Source organism: Pseudomonas sp. NMI760_13, from assembly GCF_021283245.1.
GTDB classification, from domain to species: Bacteria; Pseudomonadota; Gammaproteobacteria; order Pseudomonadales; family Pseudomonadaceae; genus Aquipseudomonas; species Aquipseudomonas peradeniyensis.
Map to the genome: position 1 here is coordinate 104,878 of NZ_JAJSRC010000007.1, position 24,201 is coordinate 129,078.

24 protein-coding genes are annotated in these 24,201 nt (G+C 66.5%); 11 read left to right on the forward strand and 13 right to left on the reverse strand.

Annotated elements, in window-relative coordinates:
- The first annotated feature begins 137 nt into the window (after positions 1-137).
- Entirely contained in the window at positions 138-1,079 is a 942-nt protein-coding gene (locus LU671_RS09845; protein WP_050706105.1) for a LysR family transcriptional regulator, read from the forward strand.
- A gap of 45 nt (positions 1,080-1,124) precedes the next feature.
- The gene (locus tag LU671_RS09850) at positions 1,125-1,343 is read left to right on the forward strand and encodes a DUF2970 domain-containing protein (protein ID WP_050706106.1); all 219 of its coding nucleotides are present in this window, start codon (positions 1,125-1,127) and stop codon (positions 1,341-1,343) included.
- Positions 1,344-1,760: 417 nt separating this feature from the next.
- On the opposite strand, the gene LU671_RS09855 is transcribed toward LU671_RS09850, so the two are convergent.
- A complete protein-coding gene (locus tag LU671_RS09855) occupies positions 1,761-2,837 on the reverse strand; it encodes an ABC transporter substrate-binding protein (RefSeq protein WP_232855558.1) in 1,077 nt (358 codons plus the stop codon).
- A gap of 217 nt (positions 2,838-3,054) precedes the next feature.
- On the opposite strand from LU671_RS09855, the gene LU671_RS09860 reads away from it, so the two are divergent.
- From LU671_RS09860 to LU671_RS09870, 3 genes are all read left to right on the forward strand, one after another.
- Complete coding sequence (locus LU671_RS09860) at positions 3,055-4,707, forward strand: nitrite/sulfite reductase (protein WP_232855559.1); 1,653 nt, start codon at positions 3,055-3,057, stop codon at positions 4,705-4,707.
- Positions 4,691-5,185 carry a DUF934 domain-containing protein gene (locus LU671_RS09865; RefSeq protein ID WP_028691443.1) on the forward strand — a complete coding sequence of 165 codons (495 nt, stop codon included), beginning with the start codon at positions 4,691-4,693 and terminating at the stop codon, positions 5,183-5,185. The genes LU671_RS09860 and LU671_RS09865 overlap by 17 nt, the downstream gene beginning before the upstream one ends.
- Positions 5,186-5,353: 168 nt before the next feature.
- The gene (locus tag LU671_RS09870; protein ID WP_232855560.1) at positions 5,354-6,919 is read left to right on the forward strand and encodes a hypothetical protein; all 1,566 of its coding nucleotides are present in this window, start codon (positions 5,354-5,356) and stop codon (positions 6,917-6,919) included.
- 64 nt (positions 6,920-6,983) lie between these two features.
- On the opposite strand, the gene LU671_RS09875 is transcribed toward LU671_RS09870, so the two are convergent.
- Together LU671_RS09875 and LU671_RS09880 are read right to left on the reverse strand one after the other, a co-directional pair.
- The gene (locus tag LU671_RS09875; RefSeq protein WP_232855561.1) at positions 6,984-7,844 is read right to left on the reverse strand and encodes an AraC family transcriptional regulator; all 861 of its coding nucleotides are present in this window, start codon (positions 7,842-7,844) and stop codon (positions 6,984-6,986) included.
- A gap of 131 nt (positions 7,845-7,975) precedes the next feature.
- Positions 7,976-9,022 (reverse strand): class I SAM-dependent methyltransferase, encoded by a 1,047-nt coding sequence (locus LU671_RS09880; protein WP_232855562.1) that lies wholly within the window; start codon positions 9,020-9,022, stop codon positions 7,976-7,978.
- Between the two features lie 195 nt (positions 9,023-9,217).
- On the opposite strand from LU671_RS09880, the gene LU671_RS09885 reads away from it, so the two are divergent.
- Positions 9,218-9,706 carry a signal peptidase II gene (locus tag LU671_RS09885; RefSeq protein WP_232855563.1) on the forward strand — a complete coding sequence of 163 codons (489 nt, stop codon included), beginning with the start codon at positions 9,218-9,220 and terminating at the stop codon, positions 9,704-9,706.
- A 170-nt stretch (positions 9,707-9,876) separates the two neighbouring features.
- The gene (locus LU671_RS09890; protein ID WP_203652342.1) at positions 9,877-10,083 is read left to right on the forward strand and encodes a hypothetical protein; all 207 of its coding nucleotides are present in this window, start codon (positions 9,877-9,879) and stop codon (positions 10,081-10,083) included.
- A 536-nt stretch (positions 10,084-10,619) separates the two neighbouring features.
- On the opposite strand, the gene LU671_RS09895 is transcribed toward LU671_RS09890, so the two are convergent.
- Both LU671_RS09895 and LU671_RS09900 read right to left on the reverse strand, forming a co-directional pair.
- Positions 10,620-11,465 (reverse strand): type 1 glutamine amidotransferase domain-containing protein, encoded by an 846-nt coding sequence (locus tag LU671_RS09895; RefSeq protein WP_203652341.1) that lies wholly within the window; start codon positions 11,463-11,465, stop codon positions 10,620-10,622.
- 14 nt (positions 11,466-11,479) lie between these two features.
- Positions 11,480-11,785: a putative quinol monooxygenase gene (locus tag LU671_RS09900; RefSeq protein WP_203652340.1), complete on the reverse strand. Its 306-nt coding sequence runs from the start codon at positions 11,783-11,785 to the stop codon at positions 11,480-11,482.
- Between the two features lie 87 nt (positions 11,786-11,872).
- Here LU671_RS09900 and LU671_RS09905 point away from each other — a divergent pair, with 87 nt between their 5' ends.
- Entirely contained in the window at positions 11,873-12,799 is a 927-nt protein-coding gene (locus tag LU671_RS09905) for a LysR family transcriptional regulator (protein WP_203652339.1), read from the forward strand.
- On the opposite strand, the gene gspF is transcribed toward LU671_RS09905, so the two are convergent.
- Genes gspF through gspG form a run of 7 tightly spaced genes read right to left on the reverse strand, consistent with a single transcriptional unit; the run spans position 12,780 to position 20,600 of the window.
- Positions 12,780-13,985 (reverse strand): type II secretion system inner membrane protein GspF, encoded by a 1,206-nt coding sequence (gene gspF / locus LU671_RS09910; RefSeq protein WP_232855564.1) that lies wholly within the window; start codon positions 13,983-13,985, stop codon positions 12,780-12,782. The genes LU671_RS09905 and gspF overlap by 20 nt on opposite strands.
- Positions 13,985-15,406 (reverse strand): type II secretion system ATPase GspE, encoded by a 1,422-nt coding sequence (gene gspE, locus LU671_RS09915; protein WP_232855565.1) that lies wholly within the window; start codon positions 15,404-15,406, stop codon positions 13,985-13,987. Before gspE ends, gspF begins: the two co-directional genes overlap by 1 nt.
- Positions 15,403-17,772: a type II secretion system secretin GspD gene (gene gspD, locus LU671_RS09920; protein ID WP_232855566.1), complete on the reverse strand. Its 2,370-nt coding sequence runs from the start codon at positions 17,770-17,772 to the stop codon at positions 15,403-15,405. The genes gspE and gspD overlap by 4 nt, the downstream gene beginning before the upstream one ends.
- Positions 17,769-18,290, reverse strand: a complete 522-nt coding sequence (gspM, locus tag LU671_RS09925; protein WP_232855567.1) for a type II secretion system protein GspM — start codon at positions 18,288-18,290, stop codon at positions 17,769-17,771. The genes gspD and gspM overlap by 4 nt, the downstream gene beginning before the upstream one ends.
- Positions 18,280-19,200, reverse strand: a complete 921-nt coding sequence (gene gspL / locus LU671_RS09930; RefSeq protein WP_232855568.1) for a type II secretion system protein GspL — start codon at positions 19,198-19,200, stop codon at positions 18,280-18,282. Before gspL ends, gspM begins: the two co-directional genes overlap by 11 nt.
- Positions 19,197-20,129 (reverse strand): type II secretion system minor pseudopilin GspK, encoded by a 933-nt coding sequence (gspK, locus tag LU671_RS09935; RefSeq protein WP_232855569.1) that lies wholly within the window; start codon positions 20,127-20,129, stop codon positions 19,197-19,199. Before gspK ends, gspL begins: the two co-directional genes overlap by 4 nt.
- A gap of 24 nt (positions 20,130-20,153) precedes the next feature.
- Entirely contained in the window at positions 20,154-20,600 is a 447-nt protein-coding gene (gene gspG, locus LU671_RS09940) for a type II secretion system major pseudopilin GspG (protein WP_203652333.1), read from the reverse strand.
- 148 nt (positions 20,601-20,748) lie between these two features.
- Here gspG and gspI point away from each other — a divergent pair, with 148 nt between their 5' ends.
- The gene (gspI, locus tag LU671_RS09945; RefSeq protein WP_232855570.1) at positions 20,749-21,108 is read left to right on the forward strand and encodes a type II secretion system minor pseudopilin GspI; all 360 of its coding nucleotides are present in this window, start codon (positions 20,749-20,751) and stop codon (positions 21,106-21,108) included.
- 137 nt (positions 21,109-21,245) lie between these two features.
- Here gspI and LU671_RS09950 read toward each other — a convergent pair whose 3' ends face one another.
- A complete protein-coding gene (locus LU671_RS09950) occupies positions 21,246-22,241 on the reverse strand; it encodes a bile acid:sodium symporter family protein (protein ID WP_232855571.1) in 996 nt (331 codons plus the stop codon).
- A 142-nt stretch (positions 22,242-22,383) separates the two neighbouring features.
- Between LU671_RS09950 and ampC the strand changes: the two genes are divergently transcribed.
- Together ampC and LU671_RS09960 are read left to right on the forward strand one after the other, a co-directional pair.
- Positions 22,384-23,523, forward strand: a complete 1,140-nt coding sequence (gene ampC, locus LU671_RS09955) for a class C beta-lactamase (RefSeq protein WP_232855572.1) — start codon at positions 22,384-22,386, stop codon at positions 23,521-23,523.
- Between the two features lies 1 nt (position 23,524).
- The gene (locus tag LU671_RS09960; protein ID WP_232855573.1) at positions 23,525-24,148 is read left to right on the forward strand and encodes a glutathione S-transferase family protein; all 624 of its coding nucleotides are present in this window, start codon (positions 23,525-23,527) and stop codon (positions 24,146-24,148) included.
- Positions 24,149-24,201 lie beyond the last annotated feature (53 nt).

Here is a 24,201-nt window from a genome sequence, read left to right on the forward strand (position 1 = left end):
GGGCTACCTTCAGTCAATGAAGAACATGGACCTGAGCCTAGAACAGCCACCCTTCATCCACCTAGTCTATTTTCTACGTGTATAAACATTCATAACCAATATATGATCCCCCGATAACTCCAACAAAGAGCGGCGCCATGAACCTCAGCAAGGTCGACCTCAACCTGTTCATCGTCTTCGACGCCATCTACACCGAAGCCAACCTGACCCGCGCCGGGCAGATCGTCGGCATCACCCAGCCGGCGGTGTCCAACGCCCTGTCGCGCCTGCGCGAGACCTTCAATGACCCGCTGTTCGTGCGCACCGCCCAGGGCATGGTGCCCACGCCCATGGCGCAGAACATCATCGGCCCGGTGCGCAACGCACTGTCGCTGCTGCGCACCTCGGTGCAGGAAAGCCGCATCTTCACCCCGCTGCAGGCCAGCAAGACCTTCCGCATCAGCATGACCGACCTCACCGAGGCAGTGATATTGCCGCCGCTGTTCCAGCGCCTGCGTCGGCTGGCCCCGGCACTGGTGATCGAGAGCTTCCTGTGCAAGCGCCGCGAGACCACCAAGGAACTGGCTGCCGGGCGCCTGGACTTCGCCGTCGACGCGCCGCTGAACACCGACCCGCAGGTGCGCCACGTCAAGCTCATGCAGGACCGCTACGTCTGCGCCATGCGCCCCGGCCACCCGCAGGCCGACGGCAAGCTGACCCTGGACAGCTACCTGGCCATGACCCACATCCATATCTCCAGCCGCCGCAACGGCCTGGGCTATGTGGACCTGGCCCTGGGCAAGATGGGCGTGCAGCGGCGTGTCGCGCTGCGCTCGCAGCACTACCTGATGGCCTCGCAGGTGCTGCAGCAGACCGACATGGTCATGACCGTGCCCGAGCGTTTCGCCCGTCGCCACCAACTGCGCCACCAGCCGCTGCCGGTGGAGGTGCCGGCGCTGGAGACCCACCTGTACTGGCACGAAAGCACCGATCAGGACCCGGCCAACCGCTGGATGCGCGAGCAGATCATCGAGCTGTGCGAACGGGTGGTGGCCCAGGATGAGCAGGAACAGGCGGATCCGGCCATGGCATCGGCCTGAGTCGCCTACACTGTCGGTGATTGCCTCTGAATCAGGGAGCCACTCATGGACGATCACCAACACGGCAAGCCACCGACCTTCTGGCAGATGCTGCAGAGCATCCTCGCCGCCGCCTTCGGCGTGCAGAGCGGCAAGAACCGCGCCCGCGACTTCACCTACGGCAAGGCCAGCCATTTCATCGTGATGGGGACGCTGTTCACGCTGATCTTCATCTTCGTGCTGATCGGCCTGGTGCAGCTGGCGATGCACCTGACGGCGCGCTAAAGCCCCTGTAGGAGCGGCCTTGTGCCGCGAAAGGGCCGTGCAACGGCCCCAGGATGTCGGCGTTTTGGGCAAAGATCGCCGGGGCCGCTTCGCAGCCCTTTCGCGGCACAAGGCCGCTCCTACAGGGGTATGCATGAGCCGACCCAAACGCAACCCGCCCGCGGATTTCCCTTCCGCGGGCGGTTCAGGTGTTACTCACGGTCTCGAGCAGTTATCCGCTACTGATGGCTGACCCAGTACACCGCAGTGACCACCACCAGCACGATCAGACACAGGATCGCCCAGGCATCGACACTGCTGTCAGCTTTGCGGACCTTGGTAGAGTTTCCCATTGCATTGCCTCTTGTAGTGGTTATGGGAATGCACTTCACAAGCAGCAGTTAAGTCCAGCAATGCCCTTCCCTCAAGCAGGGTCTTTCAATAGTCGACGGGTGACGTGAGGAAGGGATAACGAAAGTCCGCCGGGCGTCCCTCGGCACTGAATCGCTGGAAATCGATGCCGTGGTTGTCCTGTTCCAGCAGCTTGAGCCAGCGTCGGGCCTTGTCCGGGTCGATCAGCTGCAAGGCCGGCACGCTATGTTCACGCTGACCGTCGCGCCCCACCGCCAGCCCCTGGGCGTCATCATGCAACATGACCATGGCCCAGCCGCCCAGGGTGAAATGCCCGCCCATCAGCACGCTCAGGCGTCCGTCGATCCGCGCCCGCAGGGCCTCGGGCGAGCTGTTGACCGCACTGAACAGGGCATCGCGCCCCGGCACCTTGCCCAGCGCCTCGAACGCCTGCATGGCACCGAACGCCATCTGGTCGTTGGCCGACCACACCAGGCGCGTGTCGGGATAGCGCTCCAGCAGCATCTGCGCCTGCTCGAAGGCGCGCTGGCGGCTCCAGCCGCCGTACACGACCTGGCGCAGGCGCACCTGGGGGAACTCCGCCAACGCCCGGCGCATGCCCTGCACGCGCAGCTGCGAGGCCGGCGTGGTCTTGACCCCGGCGAAGGCCAGCAGCTCAACCGCCTGCGACTCGGCCGGCAGCTGCGCCGCCATCACCTTGAGCATCTGGTAGCCGGCCTCCTCGTCGTTGCTGACCAGGGTACCGAGCACTTCGGGGTATTTGTCCGGCTGCGCCTGGATGCTGTGCGCCTGGCTGTCGGTAAGGCCGTTGTTGACCAGGAACAGCTTGACCCCGGTACCCCGCGACAGGCGGATGATCTCCGGCGCGACATACTGCTCGTTGACCAGCACCAGGTAGTCCGGGCGCTGCGGTCCTTGCAGCACCTCGCGGGCCTGGGTCAGCGCAAGGTCGGCGCGGCGCTCGCTGTACTGCACGCGCAAGGCCATGCCCAGGTCGTTGGCGGCGGCCTGCATGAAGCGCGAGTAATCGACCCAGAACGTCTCGTTGGAATAGCCCGGGTTGAGGAACACCACGGACGCGGCCTGTGCGCTCGCTGCCAGCGGCAGGCTCAGGCACAGGCTCTGGCACAAGGCCTTGAGCATGCTGTTACTTCCCTGCGGAGCAAACCCCGGATTATAGCGCCGCGATGTACCGGCGCGGACAAATGCCAGTCAGTCTCACTTAGTCCAAATGGTTCTTTTCATATGCAAAAACATCACTTTAGCGCATAAACCCACTCTGCTATCGTGCCTCGGCTCCGACCCGGAGTGCGCGGCCGTGCGCGCGATTAGCTGCATGCTAGCCTGAGACAGGACTTATATGTACGTATACGACGAGTACGATCAGCGGATCATCGAGGACCGCGTCAAGCAGTTCCGTGATCAGACCCGCCGCTACCTGGCCGGTGAGCTGAGCGAAGAAGAATTCCGCCCTCTGCGCCTGCAGAACGGCCTGTATATCCAACGTTTCGCGCCGATGCTGCGTGTCGCCGTGCCCTATGGCCAGCTGAACGCCCGCCAGACCCGCATGCTGGCGAAGATCGCCCGCGACTACGACAAGGGCTACGCGCACATCAGCACCCGCCAGAACGTGCAGTACAACTGGCCGGCGCTGGAAGACATCCCGGAGATCCTCGCCGAGCTGGCCACCGTGCAGATGCACGCGATCCAGACCAGCGGCAACTGCCTGCGCAACGTCACCACCGACCAGTTCGCAGGTGTCGCCGCCGACGAGCTGGTGGACCCGCGCCCGTGGTGCGAGATCGTCCGCCAGTGGACCACCTTCCACCCGGAATTCGCCTACCTGCCGCGCAAGTTCAAGATCGCCGTCAACGGCTCCAGCGACGACCGCGCCGCCATCGAAGTGCACGACATCGGCCTGGAGCCGGTGCGCAACGCCGCCGGTGAGCTGGGCTTCCGCGTACTGGTCGGCGGCGGCCTGGGCCGTACCCCGGTGATCGGCTCGTTCATCAACGAGTTCCTGCCCTGGCAGGACCTGCTCAGCTACCTGGACGCCATCCTGCGCGTGTACAACCGTTACGGCCGCCGTGACAACAAGTACAAGGCGCGGATCAAGATCCTGGTCAAGGCCCTCACCCCGGAAGTGTTCGCCGAGAAGGTCGAGGCCGAGATGGCCCACCTGCGCGGCGGCAGCACCACCCTGACCGAGGACGAGGTGCAGCGCGTTGCCCGTCACTTCGTCGACCCCGAGTACCTGGCCCTCGACAATGTCGACTACGCCCCCCTGGACGCCGAGCACCCAGGTTTCGCCCGCTGGCGTTCGCGCAACACCCGCGCGCACAAGAAGCCGGGCTATGTTGCCGTGACCCTGTCGCTCAAGCCCACCGGCGTCGCCCCGGGCGACCTGACCGACAAGCAGCTCGACGCCGTCGCGGACTTCGCCGAACGCTACAGCTTCGGTTACCTGCGTACCTCCCACGAGCAGAACATCATCCTCGCCGACGTCGAGCAGCGCCAGCTGCACACCCTCTGGCTGGAACTGCGCGAGCAAGGCTTCGCCACCCCGAACATCGGCCTGCTGACCGACATCATCTGCTGCCCGGGCGGTGACTTCTGCTCGCTGGCCAACGCCAAGTCGATCCCGATCGCCGAATCCATCCAGCGCCGCTTCGACGACCTGGACTACCTGTTCGATATCGGCGAGCTCGACCTGAACATCTCCGGCTGCATGAACGCCTGCGGCCACCACCACGTCGGCCACATCGGCATCCTTGGCGTGGACAAGAAGGGCGAAGAGTTCTACCAGGTCTCGCTGGGCGGCAATGCCGCCCGCGACGCCAGCCTGGGCAAGATCCTCGGGCCCTCCTTCGCCCAGGACGACATGGCCGACGTGATCGAGAAGCTGATCAATGTGTACGTCGAGCAGCGCACCGAAGACGAGCGCTTCATCGACACCTACCAGCGGATCGGCATCGACCCCTTCAAGGAACGCGTCTATGCAGCGAATCATTAAGAACAACCAGATCGTCGACGAAACCTGGCACCTGCTGCCCAAGGACGTCTCGATCGACGAGCTGACCAACTGCGACGACTACATCGTGCCGCTGCAGCTGTGGCGCGATCATCCGAGCCTGCTCAAGGCCCGCGATGGCGGCCTGGGCATCTGGCTGGACAGCGACGAGGAAGCCGAGGAAATCGGCGAAGACGTCGAGCACTTCCAGGTCATCGCCCTGAACTTCCCGGCCTTTACCGACGGGCGCAACTACTCCAACGCGCGCCTGCTGCGTGACCGCTACAAGTTCAAGGGCGAGCTGCGCGCCATCGGCGACGTGCTGCGCGACCAGCTGTTCTACATGGCCCGCTGCGGCTTCGACGCGTTCGCCATCCGTGCCGACAAGGACCCGGAAGACGCGCTGCAGAGCCTGAAGGACTTTTCGGTGACCTACCAGGGCGCCACCGACGAACCGCTGCCGCTGTTCCGCCGCCGCTGATCGTCGCTTGCCGTACGCTCGGCCCGCCTTCTGGCGGGCCGATTCATTTCTGCGCCTGCAAGACGACCCGTCCGGATAGGCCGGGGAAAAATCCGAACGCTCGCTCAGGTTTTCTGATGGCATGCCGATATCAGGGCATATCCTTTTCACTCCGCAAGGAAAGCGACGATGAGCCCGATCACTTCGGCACTGCGACTGACGCCGATCCAAACGCCACCTGCTCCCGCGCAGAACCTGATCGTTCGCCAACCCGCGAGCGTCGCCAGCGCCCCTGGCACCCAGGTCAGCCTGGGGCAGGACACACGCATTCCCGACAGCGAGACCTACACCTCGCGAGGCACGCTGGACAGCGCGCAGCCCAGCTACACCTGGGAACAGGACGGACTGGACAAGCTGAGCATGTACATGTTCAGCGCGGTCAAGTCGTCCACCACCGCCGCCCGCTTCCAGGGCCTGGGCAGTGCCCTGGTGGAACAACTGGCGGCCAACGGCGGCCAGCGCGTCTCCCAATCAGCCTTGCAGCTCAACGAGACCGACACCACCGCGCTGAGCCTGCAGCAGGCACGCCTGCGCGAGTTCGCCAGCAATACCGTCACCCTCAGCCTCACCACTGCCTCCGGCGCCACGGTAAAACTGGGCTTGTACAACGGTGAACGGGGCCTGGCGGTCGACGCCGAAGTCCAGGGCGGCGAGCTGAACGCCAACGAGCTCAAGGGCCTGGCCGCCCTGGCCGACGGTTTCCAGTCGGCGATCAATGGCCTGACCCGGCAACCGCCGAGCCTGCAGCTCGGCGCGCTGGTCAAGCTCGACCCGAGCCTGTTCAGCGGCCTGCAGATGAACGCCAAGCTGGATTTGCCCAGCGGTGGGCAACAGACCTTCGACCTGCGCCTGGACGGCTCCACCCGCAGCCTGAAACTCGATGGCCCGAGCGGCCAGGTGCAGCTGGACCTCGATAGCCAGGGTGGTGCGCTGCTGGGCGGCAAGGCCCAGCGCCAGGCCGCCCTGGACAACTACCTGACCCAGTTCGACGATGCGCAGAAACGCGGCAAGGGCGATGCACAACTGACCTCGCTGCTCAAGGATGCCTTCAGCCAACTGAACAGCATCGACGACAACAGCCCGCGCCCGGCGGGCCACAACGACGCGGTGAACACCTACAGCCGCGCGCTGCTCAGCGGCCTGGCCGACTTCAAGGCCTCGATCGTGCAACCGTCCAGCCGCCTGAATGCGCGGCGCCTGGACGAGGAAGACCGCTTCGCCTACCAGGTGTCGCAATCGACCTCGACCAGTGGCCAGGGCACCACCATCGCCCGTCAGCAACGCCAGGAGGCCAAGCTGGACGCCGCCTGGCATTCGAGCCTGTCGTCCGCGGCCAAGCTGACCGAAGCGGATCCGTTCGACGAGAAGAACTATCGCTACCACACGCTCAGCGAAACGGCGAGCAGCACCACCGAACTGGCGTTCGTCGACAACGTGCTCAAGGAAGCCAAGGCCACCCAGGAGGCCACCAGCACCAAGCGCGTGCTCACCTACGAGGGTGGCAAGCTCGAGTCGGATGTCAGCACGCCCGAATCGGTGAGCCGCTCGCGCAACCTGCTGAACCTGCTCGACGATCTGTTCAAGACCGATGAGAAGGCCCGGCGCAACGGCAGCCCGTACGACCTCGACGCACAGCTGGCGGCCCATGCCGGGCTGTGGCAGTTGCAAACCGACCCGGCGAAGATCCACGACTGACCGAGACGCCGCGGCACAGACAAGCCCGCCCCCGCAAGGACTGCAGGGGCGGGCTTGTCTGCGCTCAGCGCAACGGCACGCTGATATCCGTCTGCCACTGCTCGAGCGGCGTCTGCGGGTAGATGCTCAGGTAATGGAAAAACAGCGGATGATCGCGCAGCTCTTCGCCACTGGCCGGTAGCCAATCGCGGTAGATCGGGTAGATCGTCTCGCCGATATGATCTGGCGAGCCGACATGCCGCACCACGGCGCAACGCCCACCGGGCAGGCCCGACTCCAGCACGCCCTGGGCGTTGGGCGCCACCGCCTCGTGGATTTCCCCGCAGATGGCGAAGCGGAAGTCCTCCGGTGCCGTGGTATCCGGGTTGTTGAACGGGATGCCGAAACTGCGGCTGCTGGCCACAGGCGATTGCCCGCTGCTCATGCGCCAGTCGATGAAGCGGCGCACGGTCTCGCTGACCTGGCTGGCCGGCCCGCGATGCTCCAGCGCCGCAAGGCGCACGGCGGCGAAATCGACGATTCGTACCTGCATGGTGATGCTCCTGGAAAAATGAGGGATGGCAAACACCGTGTTCCATACCTGCCAGTCGGGCCGGCGGCGGAACGCGCTGGGCGCGTGCCCGAATGCCCGCCGGAACGCCCGGCTGAAGGCTTCCGGGCTTTCAAAGCCCGCCTCCAGCGCGGCCTCCAGCACCGAGTGCCCGGGCTGGCCGACCAGCCGATGCGCCGCACGACGCAAACGCATCAGTTGCACATAGCGGGCCACCGGCACGCCCACGTAAGCGCTGAACTGACGATGGAAATGGAACACCGAAAAGTGCGCCACCACACTCAGGGCCTCCACCGACAGATCGCCCTCCAGGTTGTCCTGGATGTAGGCGAGCACAGTGTCGAAGCGGGTCTTGTAATGGGCATTGACGGACAAGCTCGGTTGCTCCTGGAATCACGGCAGGCCACAGGTTCGCCGATCCGCCCCTGGGCCCGCCTAGCCGTATTTGCTCAAACATCCCTTGGTAGTCGGGCTTGCCCCGCACCGAGAACAGTACCGACGAATCTCTACTTCCTGGCCTCCAGAATCAAGTTGAACGGTGTCTGCGTCGCCCTGCGGAACTGGCGGAACCCAGCCTCTTCGAACACCGCCCGCAGGCGCGCCTCGCCCGCCTGGGCCCCCAGCCCCAGTCCCACTTCCTGGGACAGCGAGTTGGGCGTGCAGATGAAGGTGGACGCCGCATAGAACAGCCTGCCGACCGGGTTGATGTTGGCATCCAGCGTATCCTCGGCGAACGGCTCGACCAGCATCACCGTGCCGTCGTCCTTGAGCGCCCGATAGGCATGCCGCGCCGCCCCCACCGGATCGCCCATGTCATGCAGGCAATCGAAGAAGCACACCAGGTCCAGGTCGCGGCCGGGGTAGTCCTTGGCCGAGGCCTGCTGGAAGCTGACCCGGTCGCCCACCCCCGCATCGCGGGCCCGCTCGCTGGCAGTTTGCACCGACGGTGCATGGTAGTCGTAGCCGATAAAGCGCGAGACCGGGAATGCCTCGGCCATGACGATGGTCGAGGCACCGTGGCCACAACCGACATCGGCCACCTGGGCGCCAGCCTGCAGCTTGGCCACCACCCCTTCCAGTGCCGGTAGCCAGTCGGCCACCAGGAAGGTCCGATAGCCCGGCCTGAAGAAGCGCTCGGTACCGCTGAACATGCATGGATGATGATCGCCCCAGGCGAGCGCGCCGTCGCCGCGCATGGCCGCGACCAGCTTGTCCTTGTCATGGAACAGCGCCGCCAGCACCGAGGCACCACCGGCCATGTAGACCGGGGAGTCCTCCAGGGCCAGTGTCATGGCCTGCTCCTGCGGCAGGGTGAACTGCCCGTCGTGATGCACCAGGTAACCCGCCGCGGCCTGGCCATTGAGCCATTCGCGCACCAGCCTTGGCTGGCAACCGGTGCGTTCGGCCAGCGCCTCGGGGGTGACCGGCAGGCTGTCGGCCATGGCCCGGTACAGCCCGAGTTCATCCCCTAGAATGACATTGGCCAGCGTCGCCGCCGCGCCCATGTCGCCCACCAGCTTGCCCATGAATTCCTGAAGCCGTGCCTCGTCCATGACCTGCCCTCCTCTTGCCAGAAGGCCACCGTCGGCGACGTCCGGTCCGGGAGGCGGTGGTCGGATGGATGATCGGGCCGCGTCTGCAACCGACCCGGACTTTAAGTCTAGACCCGCCTGCGCTATCTTCGCCGCGCTGTCGGCAGCCCCGCCAATACCGGACGGCCGCGCCCGCGCAGCGAAGGAATTGCCTGCATGCCCTCCAGCCGTACCCTCGTCCTGATCCTCGGCGTCGCCTTCATCCTGCTCGACCAGTGGGTGAAACTGATCGCCCTGGTCGCCCTGAACAACCACAGCTATGTATTCGGCAACCAGATCGCCTGGCTCGACCTGGCCCTGAGCCTGAACCCGGGCGCGTTCCTCAGCCTCGGCGCCAGTCTGTCGCCGGGCCTCAAGCAACTGATCTTCGTCGCCGCGGTAGGCGTGGCCTGCTGCTGGGCCGTGACCTGGGCGCTCAGGCACTGGCAGGCAACTCCGGTGAAGGCCGGCGCGGCCTACTTCATCGCCATGGGCGGACTGGCCAACCTGATCGACCGGGTGCTGCGCGACGGGCATGTGGTCGACTACCTCGTGCTCAACCTTGGGCCGCTGCATACCGGCGTGTTCAACCTTGCCGACATCGGCATCATGGTGGGTGCGCTGGTGCTGGCGTTGGGTGCCTGGAAGAAACCGGCCAGGGTCTGATCCCTCTTGCCAGGAGGTCGCGCACCCAGGAGCGTCCGACCTCCAAAATCGCTTGGCCAGATACTGGCCACACAAGCCAAGGAAACTTCCTTCAACTCTCAAGGCCCAGTCCGAGAGCAACTCGAGTTAACTTCACGCTACCTCAGTTTTCCTGCATTCGAGGGCAGCGCATGGACGAAGAGATAAAAGATCAGCATGAGGTCAATTCAGACGTCGCCTACTTCGAGGCTATTGCCGTCGAGAAGTTGTCCCGACTTCTAGCATCGAAGCAGTACGGCAGTTTCCTTACAGATGAAGTCATTGATGCCTTCAAAAATGTCGAAAGCTCAGCCTATGCTGGCAGGCCGCGCAAGCCACGCAGGCTCTCAAACACCTGAGAAATGTGAGCCCTGGTGTCGCGAAGCTATTGATCGCGTTTGGGCCGCCAGGTGCCTGCCGTAACCCTTGCAGCGCCTATGAGATCGAGCGCCGCCCGCGCGGCGCATCGCGACGCAAGGCCGCTCCCACATCTGTTTCGGGCCAGTCAATCCTGTGCCATTACCTTGTCCGCCTTGCTGGTCCAGCACGGTTTCAGCGTGGGCACTACTGCCGCCTCGCCTGTCTCAAGACATGCACCAAGGCGGGCAACCATGGCCTGACAGGCTCGGCACGTTGCAACAAATGTGGGAGCAACTGTCTTGCTCAATTTTTAGAATCTGGCGCGATCCCTGTGGGAGCGGGTTTACCCGCGAAGCAGGCGACGCGGTACCTGGCACCGGCTATGCCGGTGTTCGCGGGCAAGCCCGCTCCCACAGCGACCGTGCAGCCCTCAAGCCACGCGCCACGCCTGTGGGCGGCCTTGCGTCGCGATGCGCCGCGCGGGCGGCGCTCGATCTCATAGGCGCTATACCTGTTTCGCCAAGCACCTGAATCGCTATTGCCCTGCAGCCTCCAACCGTTCCAGCAGCGCATCGGCCAACGCCTTGTCGGAGAATGGGTTCTGCCCGGTGATCAACTCACGATCAACCACCACATGGGGCTGCCAGGCCTCGGCATAACTCATGTCACCTCCCGCGCCGGCCATGGCCTTGGCCGGATAGAACTGCAGGCGCTGGTCCTTGAGCGAACCTTCGAACACCTGCTCCTCCGGGTCGGAAAAGATGGTCATGCGATAACCCTGGTAGCTCCAATCTCCGGCTGCCGGGGTTTCGCCACGGGCCAATGCGGCGCGATAGGCGACCGGATCCTGCTGCGCCGACAGCAGCGTGATCGGGCCGTGGCAGATGGCGGCCGTGGGCTTGCCGGCCTGGTGGAAATGACGCAGCAAGGTGCCGACGTCCGGGTTGTTGGCCAGGTCGATCAGCGGCGCATGGCCACCTGGGATGAAGATCCCGGCGTAACGATCCAGATCGCCCGCCAGCACCTCCTTCAACGACAGCGTGTCGCGAATGTCCGGCAGGCTTTCGACCACCTGGCGGATTCGCTGCATCTCGCCGGCATCGCCGCCGAAGTACATCGGGTCGATCGAGCGTTCGTCGACACTCGGCGCATTGCCCCTGGGCGTCACCAGCACCAGCTTGTAGCCGGCCTTGAGCAAGCGGTCGGCGGGCACGCCGAACTCGTTGAGATAATAACCGGTGGGATACTGTTTGCCGTCCTTGAGCGGCAACTGGTTCTCGCTGGACAGCAGCACCAGCACTTCGCCCTTCGCGGCAGCGGCGGCGTGGCCACCCAGCAAGGCGCCGGCCAGCGCCAGCGCAACGGGAGCAATCTTGTTCATGGTCGATTCCTGATTCAGTTGAATGGCGCGATGTCCAACGGACGGGCAAGCTGCACCTGGGTCGGTGCGGCCAGCCAATCGGCGGTGGCGGCGCGGTAGGCCTGGTAATGGGTGCTTTGGCGATGGGCCTCGACGGCGGCCTCGTCGACGTACAGCTCGAACAGATCGAACGCCAGCGTCCCGCCCTCGCGCACGAACAAGTCGTAGCGCAGGTTGCCTGGCTCGGCACGGGAATGCTCGACCATCCGGCGCAGGGCCTGCTCGGTAGCGTCACGGTATTCGGGAAGGGGCTGGATGATGGCGAAAATGGCGATGGTCATGGGCGACTCCCTCAACAGGTTGGGCCCATCCTAACCATCGCGCTATGATTCGATAATTCGAAAGAACTTATTTCTGCGATCCAATATATGAATATCGGTAACAAGGATCTCAACCTGCTGCACCTGTTCCAGGTGCTCTACGAAGAGCGCAGCGCCTCCCGTGCCGCGCAACGCCTGGCGCTCAGCCAGCCGGCCCTGAGCCACAAGCTCAACAAGCTGCGCCACCAGTTTGGCGACCCGCTGTTCGTGCGCGCGCCACGCGGCCTCACGCCCACCCCCAGGGCCCACGAACTGGCACCCGAGGTGCAACAGTTGATCGGGCACCTGCAGGACTTCTTCAGCCGCTGCGACGGCGAGCACTTCCTCGAACGCCCGGTCCAGTTGCACCTGTACAGCACCGACTACCTGGAGCAGACCTTGCTGCCCGGGCTGCTGCCGATTCTTCGTGACCAAGCGCCCAACCTGACCCTGATCACCCACAACACCCGGGGCGACCTGCCCCGCGAGGCATTGGAGAAAGGCACCTGCGACCTGGCCATCGCCGGCTTCTACAGCGACCTGCCGGACACCTTCCACCAGCAGCGGCTGCTCAGCGAGGACTTCGTGGTGCTGGCCGCCGCCGACAACCCGAGGTTGGTCGACGGCCTGACCCTGGAGGCATTCGTGGCCTGCGACCACCTGTTGACGACCTTGACCGGCGATCTCGACGGCCGGGTCGACCAGGCCCTGCGGGCCCTCGGCCAGCAACGTCGGGTGGTAGCCGGGCTGTCCAGCTTCATCGCCCCCACACGCCTGGTGCGTGGCACCGACCTGCTGCTGACCTGCCTGCGCTCGCTGGCCATGGAGGCAGTCGAGCGCGACCCCGGCCTGCGCCTGCATGCCCTGCCCCTGGTGCTGCCGCACGTCGAGGTGATGCAGATCTGGCACGCGCGCACCCACGCCGATCCCTTGCGTGGCTGGTTCCGCCAGCAGGTGTGGGAGGTGGCGCAGCAGGTCATTGCACCAGCTGGTTGATCTCGATGATCGGCATCAGCACGGCCATGACGATCAGCAGTACCACCGCGCCCATGACCACGATCATCAACGGCTCCAACAGCGCGGTCATGCCCATGGCGCGGCGTTCGATGTCCTTGGCCAGGCTGTCGGCGGCGCGGTCGAGCATCGGCGGCAGGTTGCCGGTCTTCTCGCCGCTGGCGATCAGGTGGATGAGCAGCGGCGGAAAGACCTTCTCCACCGCCAGCGCCGAAGCCAGCCCGGCGCCCTCGCGCACCCGCGCCGTGGCCTCGTTGACGCACTGGTCGAGGCGATCGTTGCCCAGGGTCTGGCGCGCCGCCTCCAGTGCCCGCAGCAACGGCACCCCGGCGCTGCCGAGGATCGCCAGCGTGGAGGCGAAACGCGCCGTATTCAGGCCCAGCACGAAGCGTCCGAACAATGGCAGGCGCAGGATCCGCCCATGCCATGCCAGGCGCGCCGCCGGCGCGCGCAGGTAGACCCGCCAGCCCCAGAACACCCCGGCCAACAGGGCGAAGCACAGCACCCCCCATTCGCGCACGAAGTCACTGGCCGCCAGCATGGCCAGGGTCAACCCGGGCAGGTCCTGGCGCGCCTGGGTGAAGGCACTGACCACCTGTGGCACCACGTAGCTGAGCAGGAAAATGACGATACCCACCGACACCAGCCCCACCACCCCGGGGTAGATGAACGCGGTGAGGATCTTGCCGCGCAGGGTGTTGCGGTCCTCGATGTAGTCGGCCAGGCGCTCCATCACCTGGGCCAGGTCGCCGGACTCCTCGCCCGCCGCCACCAACGCCCGGTAGATCTCGGGGAAGTCCCGCGGCCGCTCGGCCAGGGCATCGGCCAGGCGCATGCCGCTGCGTACATCGCCACGCACCGCGCCCAGCAACTGCGCCACATGCTTGCGCTCGGCCTGCTCCAGGGTCGCCCCCAGCGCCGCCTCCAGCGGCAGGCCGGCGGCCAGCAGGCTGGCCAGCTGACGCGTGGCCCAGGCCAGGTCGCCGTCGGACAGCTTCGCGCCGAACAGACCATTGCCCTGCCCGCCCACAGCCAGGGCCTCGACCTCCAGGGTGGTCAGGCCCAGGGCGCGCAGCTGGGCCATCGCCGCCGCCGGACTGTCGGCTTCGAGCAGGCCCTTGACTACGCGGCCCTGGGCATCGGCGGCTTCATAGCGATAGCGATTCATCAGGCGTCCCGTGTCACGCGCAGGACCTCTTCCAGGCAGGTGCTGCCACTGTCGACCCAGCGCTGGCCGTCCTCGCGCATGCTGCGCATGCCGTTGCGCCGGGCGGCGGCGCGCAGGACCTGTTCGTCCGCGCCCTGATGCACCAGGCTGCGCACCTCGTCGTCCACGCAGAACAGCTCGTGGATGCCGGTACGACCGCTATAGCCGCAATGGTTGCAGTGCGCACAGCCCACCGCACGGTACTGCCCGGGCGTGGCCGGGTCGGGCTCGCGACAGTGCGGGCACAATCGGCGCACCAGGCGCTGGGCCAGTACCCCGAGCAGCGCCGAGGCCAGCAGGAACGGCTCGACCCCCATGTCGACCAGGCGGTTGACCGCCGACACCGCGTCGTTGGTGTGCAGGGTGGCCAGCACCAGGTGCCCGGTCAGCGAGGCCTGCACGGCGATCTGCGCGGTCTCCAGGTCGCGGATCTCGCCGATCATGATCACGTCCGGGTCCTGGCGCAGGATGGCGCGCAGGGCCACGGCGAAGCTCATGTCTATACGCGCGTTGACCTGGATCTGGCTGATGCCCGGCAAGTCATATTCCACCGGATCCTCCACGGTGAGGATGTTGCTGACGCTGGCGTCCAGCCGCGCCAGCGCGGCGTACAGGCTGGTGGTCTTGCCCGAGCCGGTGGGGCCGGTGACCAGCACGATGCCATGGGGCTGGCGGATGAGCTGGTCGAGCCGCGCCAGCAGGCCTGCGTCCATGCCCAGTGCTTCCAGGCGCAGGCGTCCGGCCTGCTTGTCGAGCAGGCGCATCACCACCCGCTCGCCATGACCGGTGGGCACGGTGGAGACGCGGATATCGATGGGTCGCCCGGCCACGCGCAGGGCGATGCGGCCGTCCTGGGGCAAGCGCTTTTCGGCGATGTCCAGCTGCGCCATGATCTTGATCCGCGACACCAGCGCGCCGTGCAGCGCCTTGCGCGGCGAAACCACGTCGCGCAGGGTGCCGTCGACCCGGTAGCGCACCAGGCAATGGCTCTCGAACGGCTCGATATGGATGTCGCTGGCCTGGTCGCGCGCGGCCTGGGTGAGCAAGGCGTTGATCATGCGGATCACCGGCGCGTCGTCCTGGGCCTCGAGCAGGTCGGTGACTTCCGGGATGTCCTGCAGCAGGCGATCCAGGTCCACCTCGTTCTCCGCCGCGCCCACCACCGCCGCCGCGCTTCCGGTGTCGGCGTAGGCACTGACCAGCAGCGCGTCCATCTGCGCATCGTCGAGCGCCTCGACCAGCACCTGGCCATGGCGCCTGCGCACTTCGGCCACTGCCCAGGCCGGGCTCGACGGGCAGCGCGACAGCACCGCACCGGCCTCGCCATCCACCTGCAGCACCAGGCGTTGGGCCTTGGCCCAGGCGTATGGCAAGCGGCTCAACGCGCCACCTCGTCCACCGGCACCGCGCGGATCGCGGCCCGTGGTGCGCGCAGCGCCGCCGGCTGGGCGCGGCCCTGGTCGGGCACGCCCTGCTCCACTGGCGGCAACAGCGGCATGTCCATGTCCGGCAAGGCCCAGGAATGCTCGGGCTTGAGGCTGCCCTGGGCGCGGCGGATGAAGTCGTAGCGGTTCAGGGTGATGCTGCGCCCGACCGCCGCATCGCGCACGATGTAAGGGCGCAGGAACACCATCAGGTTGGTCTTGTTGCTGGCGCGGCGCTCGCTGCGAAACAACGCACCGACCCCCGGCAGCCCGGACAGCCACGGAATGCCCTCGTTGGTCTGGGTGTAGCCGTCCTGCAGCAGGCCGCCCAGGACCATGATCTGGCCATCGTCGAGCAGGATGCTGGTGTCGATGGCGCGCTTGTTGGTCACCGTGCCGGCGGCGCTGGAGGCGCGCTGGTCGACGCTGCTGACTTCCTGGTAGACGTCCAGCTTGACCGTGCCGCCCTCGGAGATCTGCGGACGCACGTTCAGCCGCAGCCCCACCTCCTCGCGCTGGATGGTCTGGAACGGGTTGTTGCTGTTGCCGCCGCCGTCGGTAACGTACTGGCCGCTGACGAAGGGGATGGTCTGGCCGACGAAGATGCTCGCCGCCTCGTTGTCCAGGGTCAGCAGGTTGGGCGTGGACAGCACGTTGCTGCCGCCCTTGCTCGTCAGCGCACGGGCCAGCACCTTGAGGTCGAGCACCTCGCCGATGCCCGGGATTTTCACCGTGCCATCGACCACCCCCACTGACAGCCCCTTCGGCAGCACGTCGATGCTGCTGGGTCCCTTGACCAAGCCGCTGCCGCCGAGGTTGGCGCCGCCGAATACACCATTTTTGCCAAGGTTGCCGGCCTGCCACTGGATGCCAAACTCGTTGGCGTCGTCTTCACCGACTTCGACGATCAGGCTTTCCACCACCACCTGGGCGCGGCGCTGGTCGAGCTGGTCGATGACCTCGCGCAGGCTGCGGTACAGCGGCTCGGGCGCGGAAATCAGCAGGGTGTTGGTGGTCTTGTCGGCCTGGATGGTCGCGCCACCGGCGGAGAACGCGGTGCCCTGGTCGTTCTGCTGGGTGGTGCTGCCATAACCGTTCGGTGTCGTGCCGGCGCCCTGGCTGTTGCCACGGCTGCTGCTGGCGTTGTTGTTGGCGCTGTTGCCTTGCGTGCTGCTGCCATTGCCGTTGGCGCCGTTGCTACTGCCGCCGGTGAGCATGCCGCCTCCACTGAGCAGCGCACGCGTGGTGTCGTTGCCGGCAGTGTCACTCTCGCCGGTCAGCAGCCCGCGCAGGCTCTGCGCCAGCTTGTCGGCCTGGGCATTGCGCAGGTACACCACATGCAGGTTGCCGGCGCTGTTCTGGGCGTTGTCGAGCTTGTAGATCAGGTCGCGGGCCAGCTGGGTGCGCTCAGGGCTGCCGGAGCGGATCACCACGCTGTTCGAACGCGGGTCGCCCAATACGCTGATCTTCTGGGTCGGGTCGCTGCCCTGGCTGTCGAGCAGTTCATTGACCATGCCGGCGATGTCGCTGGCGATCCCATTGTTGATCGCCACCACGTCGGTGTCGATGGCCGTGGGAATGTCGACCCGGTCGAGGATCTGCGCCACCCGCTCGAGGTTCTCGGCGTAGTCGGTGACGACCAGGGTGTTGTTGCCGGGGTAGGCATTGATCGGGTTGTCCGGCGAGACGATCGGGCGCAGCACCGGGATCAGGTTGACGGCGTTCTCGTATTGCAGGCGGAAGGTGCGGGTGACCATGCCGTTGCCGGCGTCGCGGTCCCCGGTCACCAGTGCGCCGCCGAGCAGCTTGGCGTCGGCCTGGGGCACCACCTGGGCCACACCGCCGACGTCGACCACGCTGAAACCTTGCATGCGCAGGGCCGACAGCAGCATGGCGTAGGCCTTGCTGGCGGGGACTTCGCCCTCGGAGACCAGGGTCAGCTGGCCCTTGACCCGCGGATCGACCAGGAACTGACGCCCCGTGGCACGGGACAGGCCGCGTACCACCGCCTGAATATCGGCGTCGACGAAGTTCAGCTGTACCGGCTGGTCACCCAGTGGATTGGCCTGGGGCGGCGTCGCCACGGCGCGGCTGTGGCGCTGACCGACCCGAGGGCCAGGCTGACGCGTTGCCGGGCGGGTCTGCGCCTCGGGCTGCGCACGATGATCCAGCCCGGCCGACGAGGCGCCGGCCTCGGCCAGCGGGCGGCCCAGCTCGCTGCTGGCCAGGGGGCGTTGCACGCTTGGTGCGCTGGCGCAGGCGCTGAGCGCCAGGGCCAGGAGCAAGGGCGCGAACGGCAGTCGCGGTGAACGGAGGGACATCATGAAGGGTCCTTAGCGCCATGCGCCTGATCCATGCGAAGAGTTCCGGAGAAGGTCACCGGGCTGCCCGGCTCGGCAGCCGGATCGCGGCGCAGCGCCAGTTGGCCGGTGTCCAGGCCGAGCCGTGGCGGCACGCTCTGCAGCCAGGCCATCGCCGCTTCGGCCGGGGCCCGCTGCCAGCTCAGGCGCCAGGCATCGCCCTCGGCATCGAGCTGTGTCTGTGCCAGCAGGCCGGCCTGTTCCAGGCTTTGCCGCAATGCCAGGGCGGTATCTGCGGGCCGCTGCGCCAAGCGCTCGCCGAGCAGTGCGTCGAGCGCCTGGGCCTGGCCGCGCAGCTTGGGTGTCTCGGCTTGCCAGTGGTCGATCCGGGCCAGGGCCGGCTGGACCAGCACCTGCCAGCAGAACAGCACGCCGAGCAGACCGCCGCCCAGGGCGACGGCGCGGCGCTCCTGCGCGGCCAGGGCCTGCCAGCGTTGCCGCCCCTGCGCACGCAGGGTAGCCAGGCGCGCCTTAATCGACATGGGCCAGCTCCTCGCCAGACGGATTGGCCGCTCGCAGTGTCCAGCCCTGCCCGCTGGCCTGGCCGTCGATGCCACGGGCGGCAAGATCAGCCTGCCAGGCGCTGTCCGCCGGGACCTTGCCGCCGTCGGGCAAGGGGGTAATACGCAGCTGGCCATCCTGGTAATCCATGGCCTCGACATTACCGGCCAGGAACGGCATGACCTGCCCGGCACCCTCCAGCAATGCCGTCAGCCCCGCCGCCGCGCTACCCTGCCCGCCCTGCAGTTGCTGGCGCGCCTGCTGCAACGGGTTGAGCACCACCGGCAACTGCGGGAAGGCCGTGCGCACCTGTGTGACCATGCGGGTACGCAATGCTTCGCCCTCTCGAGCCAGGTGCGCGGCGTAAAGATTAAGGCCCAGGCACCAGACCAACGTTGCCGCCGCCCAGATGCCCAACGTGCGCCCCCAGGCCATCGGCTTCGTCGGCCCGGCCAGCCCGCCGCACAGATCCGCCGCCGACAGGGCATCGTCCTGTCGGGCGTACAATCCAGCCGACCTGATTCCATCGACCTGCAACCACGCCTGCAGCCTCGCCAGTTCCGTCAACCCGAGCCAGGCCACCGCGACCTGCCCATCGGCCCGACGCGGCCCATGCGCGACATGGACCTGCCCGGCATCACCCAGCACCAGCCCCTGCACCGCGCAGCACACGGCCGACGTAAGGCGCTTGCCGGCCAGGGGTGGCATGGCGATCTCCAGGGCCAGGCTATCCTGCTCGTGCAGGTGCAGACGCCAGGGCGCGCCCTTGGCCTGCCGAAGCAACTGTCCACGGCTCGCCTGCCCGTGCCGATCAGCCAGGCGATACTCCAGCACCGACGCCTCGTCCAGTTCGGCCAGCGGTGCCAGCCATACCTCCATGACCGTGCTCATGCGCCCACCCGACGCCAGATGACATCCGGTAACTGCCCCTCGCGCTGGCGCAACAGCGCCTGCAGGGGAAGTTCACGATTGCCCAGGCGCGCCAGGCCATGCAGGCGGAACCAGTCGCTGTTGATCCCCACCCGGACGTTGGCCATGGCGAGGGATGGCATGCGCAGACGATTGACGAAATCGCCGCGATTGATGAACCAGCGCCCGCCGTCACGTTCAGCCACCAACGCCGCGGCCTGCTGCAACGACAGGCCCGGCACCTGAGCGGCAAGCACTTCGGCACTGGCGGTGTTGCCGTTGACCCAGGTCAGCGCCGGCAGCACCGTGACGAACCGGCGCAGGCGCTTCAGGGCTTCGCCATCCATGCCCTTGAGCCCGGCCAGGGCCTCGACGCTGCGCAGCATCGGGCGCCTGGCCGGCAACGCTTCGTCGGCGCTGGCCGGTGAAGTCGCACGGCCGCTGGCCAGGCCCAAGCCGGCATTGGCGGGAGTGGCCAGCGGACGCTGTGGGTAGCTATCGATCACCTGCCCGGCAATGGCCGTGGCCAGTCGCTCATTGACCCCTATCAGCGCGCACAGACGCTGGAAGGTCGCCAACGCCTCGACGTCCACCTGGCCATCGACCACCAGGTTGCGCAGGTTGAACTTGCCCTGCTCGTCCTCCAGTTGCCCGTCGAAACGCACGCTGGCGGACGGCACATCGCGCATCGGGCGTGACCAGGGCTGGCCGCCGCGCACCAGCGGATCGCGCAGGCGCTGTTCGAACAGCACCTGGCGGCTAAGCTGCAAGCCGCCTTCCAGGGCCCATTGGCCTTGCAATGCCAGCTGGCGATTCTCCACCTGACGGGTCAGCAAGCCCTGACGCTCGATCATGCCGGCGGCAATCACCGCCACTACCGCAGCGATCAGCAACGCACTGATCACGGCCATGCCCTCCTGGCGCGCCATGGCCGGTCACAACTGCCAGGAGCCGAGGTCGGCATTCACCCCATCGCCGCCGGCCTGGCCGTCGGCGCCCAGGGAGAACACATCGATCTCGCCGTTGGCGCCCGGGTTCAGGTACTGGTACGGGCGCCCCCATGGGTCGTTGGGCAGGCGGTCGAGGTAGGCGCGCCATTGGCCGTCCTTGGCCTGGGCCGGTTTTTCCACCAGCACCTTCAGGCCCTGGTTCTGGTTGGGGTAGGCGCCGTTGTCCAGCCGGTACAGCTTGAGTGCCTGCATCAGCCCGCCGATGTCCTGGCGCGCCGCAGTGGCGCGGGCCTGGTCGGGGCGATCAAGCACCTTGGGCACCACCATCGCCGCGAGAATCCCGAGGATCACCACCACCACCATGATCTCGATCAGGGTAAAGCCTTGCTGGCGGATACGCTGGGCGGGCATGTTGCGGCGGTCGATCTGCATCTCGGCATTCCTTGCGTGAGTTCGAATCGGGGGCCGATTGTGGCAAGCCGGTATGTCACGGATATTGAAAAAGCTCGGGAGTCGGCGTCGTCAAACCGTCATCGCACCGCTCTACAGTGCCGCTTTGGCCTGCGCGAATGGAGTTCCCGTGCGCACCACCGAGGACGGTTTCACCCTGATCGAAGTGCTGGTGGCGCTGACCATCGTCGCCGTGGCCATGGCCGCCGCCGTGCGTGCCACCGGGTTGATGACCCAGGGCAACGGGCTGTTGCGCGACAAGGGACTGGCCCTGCTGGCGGCCCAGGGGCGCCTGGCCGAACTGCGCCTGGAGGGCGGCGCGAAGGCAGGCGTCAGACAGTTCGAATGCGACCAGGGGCGTTTGCGCCTGCGCTGTGAGCAACGCTTGTCGCGTGCGCCGGGGGCGATGCTGGAAGTGTCGCTGCAGGTCTTCGACCGCCAGCGCGAAGGGCCGGCGCTGGCGCGATTGCAGACATTGGTGGGTCAGTGAATGTGAATCGGACGCCTTCGTGAGAGCGAACTCGTGGGAGCGGGCTTGCCCCGCGATAGCGCTCGCCCAGGCAATCGCTATCGCGGGGCAAGCCCGCTCCCACCGCATCCTTACAGCCAGGCCTTCAGGGATGATCCTTACAGCGAGGCGCGCACCTCAGGATGCCCCTCCTCCACCCGCGCCGCATACCGCTGCGCCAGCACCGCGCAGACCATCAGCTGGATCTGATGAAACAGCATCAACGGCAGGATCATCGCCCCAATGCCGCCCCCCACGAACAACACCTGCGCCATGGGCACGCCTGTCGCCAGACTCTTCTTGGAACCAGCAAACAGGATGGTGATGCGGTCCTCGACATTGAATCCCAGCAGCCGCCCGAGCAAGCGCGTGCCCAGCAACACCACCGCCAGCAGGATACCGCACACGGCGAACAGCCCGGCCAGGTGCTGCGGCGACACCGTATGCCACAGACCGGTGACCACCGCTTCACTGAAGGCGGTGTAAACCACCAGCAGGATCGAACCCTGGTCCACCACCTTCAGCCAACGCGCATTGCGCTTGACCCAGGCGCCGATCCAGCGGCGGGCGACCTGCCCGGCGACGAAGGGCACCAGCAACTGCAGGGTGATCTTCAGCACCGCGTCCAGCCCGGAGCCGGTGTCGCCCGAGGCGCCCAGCAACAGCATCACCAGCAGCGGCGTCAGGAAGATCCCCAGCAGGCTCGAGGCCGCCGCGCTGCAGATCGCCGCCGGCACGTTACCCCGGGCCAGCGAAGTGAAGGCGATGGCCGACTGCACCGTGGCCGGCAAGGCGCACAGGTACAGCACGCCCAGGTACAGCTCGTTGCCCACCAACGGCACGAACAGCGGCTTGAACGCCAGGCCCAGCAACGGGAACAGCACGAAGGTGCAGGAGAACACCAGCAAATGCAGGCGCCAGTGACCGGCACCGGCGATGATCGCCTCGCGCGACAGCTTGGCGCCATGCAGGAAGAACAGCAGGCCGATGGCCAGGTTGGTCAGCCAGCCGAACAGCACCGCCCCCTCGCCGGAGCACGGCAGCACGGTGGCGATGAACACCACCCCGAGCAGGGCCAGGGTAAAGTTGTCGAACAGCATCCGTAGATATCTCATCACAGTTTCCGTCTTGTCTTTGTGCAAGCCTGGACGATAAGGTCTTGGCCCTTGTGCCGCTAACGCCGGAACCCCTGTCGGTGTCGCCCAACGGACACCTCGCTTCGCCACGCCCCTGATCCACGACAAGGAACGCCCCACCATGAAACGCCCCCCACGCCTGCTGCTGGCCGCCACCCTGATGCTGGCCGCGCCGCCGCTGCTGGCCAACGACCTGCAAGCCACCGTCGATGACGTGATCCCGGCGCTGATGCGCGAGCGAGGCATCGCCGGCATGGCCGTGGCGGTGTATGCCAACGGCCAGTCGCATTACTTCAACTACGGTCTGGCCGACAAGGCCAGCCGCCAGGCAGTGAGCCGCGACACGCTGTTCGAGGTCGGTTCGGTGAGCAAGACCTACACCGCTACCCTCGCCGCCCTGGCCAGCGCCGAAGGCAAGCTCGACTTGCAGGCCCCGGCCAGCCGCTACCAGCCGGCCCTGGCCAAAGCCTCGATCGGCAGCGCCAGCGTGCTGGAACTGGGGGCCTACAGCGGCGACTGCCTGCCCTTGCAGTTCCCCGATGAGGTGCAGACGCCGGCCCAGACCCTGACCTGGTTCCAGCACTGGCAACGCCGCTTCGCGCCCGGCACCCACCGCTGCTACTCGAACCCCAGCCTGGGCCTGTTCGGCGACCTCGCGGCCCGCGCCCAACAGCGGCCCTTCGCCGAACTGATGACCCAACAGGTGCTGCCCCGCCTTGGGCTCAAGCACACCTATCTGGAGGTGCCGGCCAGTGCCCGCGGGCTCTACGCACAAGGCTACGACGCCAAGGACAAGCCGGTGCGGGTCAACCCGGGCCCCTATGCCGAGCAGGCCTATGGCATCAAGACCAGTGCCAGCGACCTGCTGCGCTATGTGCAGTTGCAGCTGCAACCGGACACCCTCGACCCGGTCATACGCAAGGCCATCGCCATCACCCAGTCCGGTTACTTCCAAGTCGGCGCGATGACCCAGGGTCTGGGCTGGGAGCGCTACCCCTACCCGGTCAGCCTCGACACCCTGTTGGAATACAACGGCGACAAGATCATCCGCGGAGAAAACCCGATCCAGGCGCTGAACCCGGCGCTGCCCGCCGAGCCTGCCGCCTGGTACAACAAGACCGGCGCCACCGGCGGCTTCGGTGCCTACGTGGCATTCGTGCCGTCCAGGCAGATGGGCATCGTGCTGCTGGCCAACCGCAACTACCCCAACGAAGAACGCGTGCGCGCCGCGCAACGCATCCTTTCCAGCCTGGAGCCGTGACATGCTGAAGATCCTTGGCAAGGCCTCGTCGATCAACGTACGCAAGGTACTGTGGACCTGCGCCGAACTGAACCTGCCGTTCCAGCGCGAAGACTGGGGCAGCGGCTTTCGCACCACCGACACGCCCGAGTTCCTGGCGCTGAATCCCAACGCCATGGTGCCGGTGATCGTCGATGGCGACTTCGTGCTGTGGGAGTCCAATACCATCCTGCGCTACCTGGTCAACCAGTACGACGGCGAGGCGCTCTACCCCGGCGCCCCCCGCGCCCGCGCCGCGGTGGACCAATGGCTCGACTGGCAGGCCACCGACCTCAACGACGCCTGGCGCTACCCGTTCATGTCGCTGGTGCGCCAGTCGCCGGCGCACCAGGACCCCGCGCTGCTGGCCGCCAGCAGCGCCCAGTGGACGGCCAGGATGCGCCTGCTCGAAGCACGCCTGCAGGCCACCGGCGCCTATGTCGCCGGCGACGCCTTCAGCCTCGCCGACGTGGCCATCGGCCTGTCCCTCAACCGCTGGCGGCGCACGCCCCTGGAGCACCCCGAGTTGCCGGCGCTGGAGGCCTATCATGAGCGGCTGCGCCAACGCCCCGGCTACCTCGAGCACGGCGACAACGGACTGGCGTGACAGAACCGGCAGGATTGTCCGACAAGATGTAGTGAGCAAAAATAATCACTACA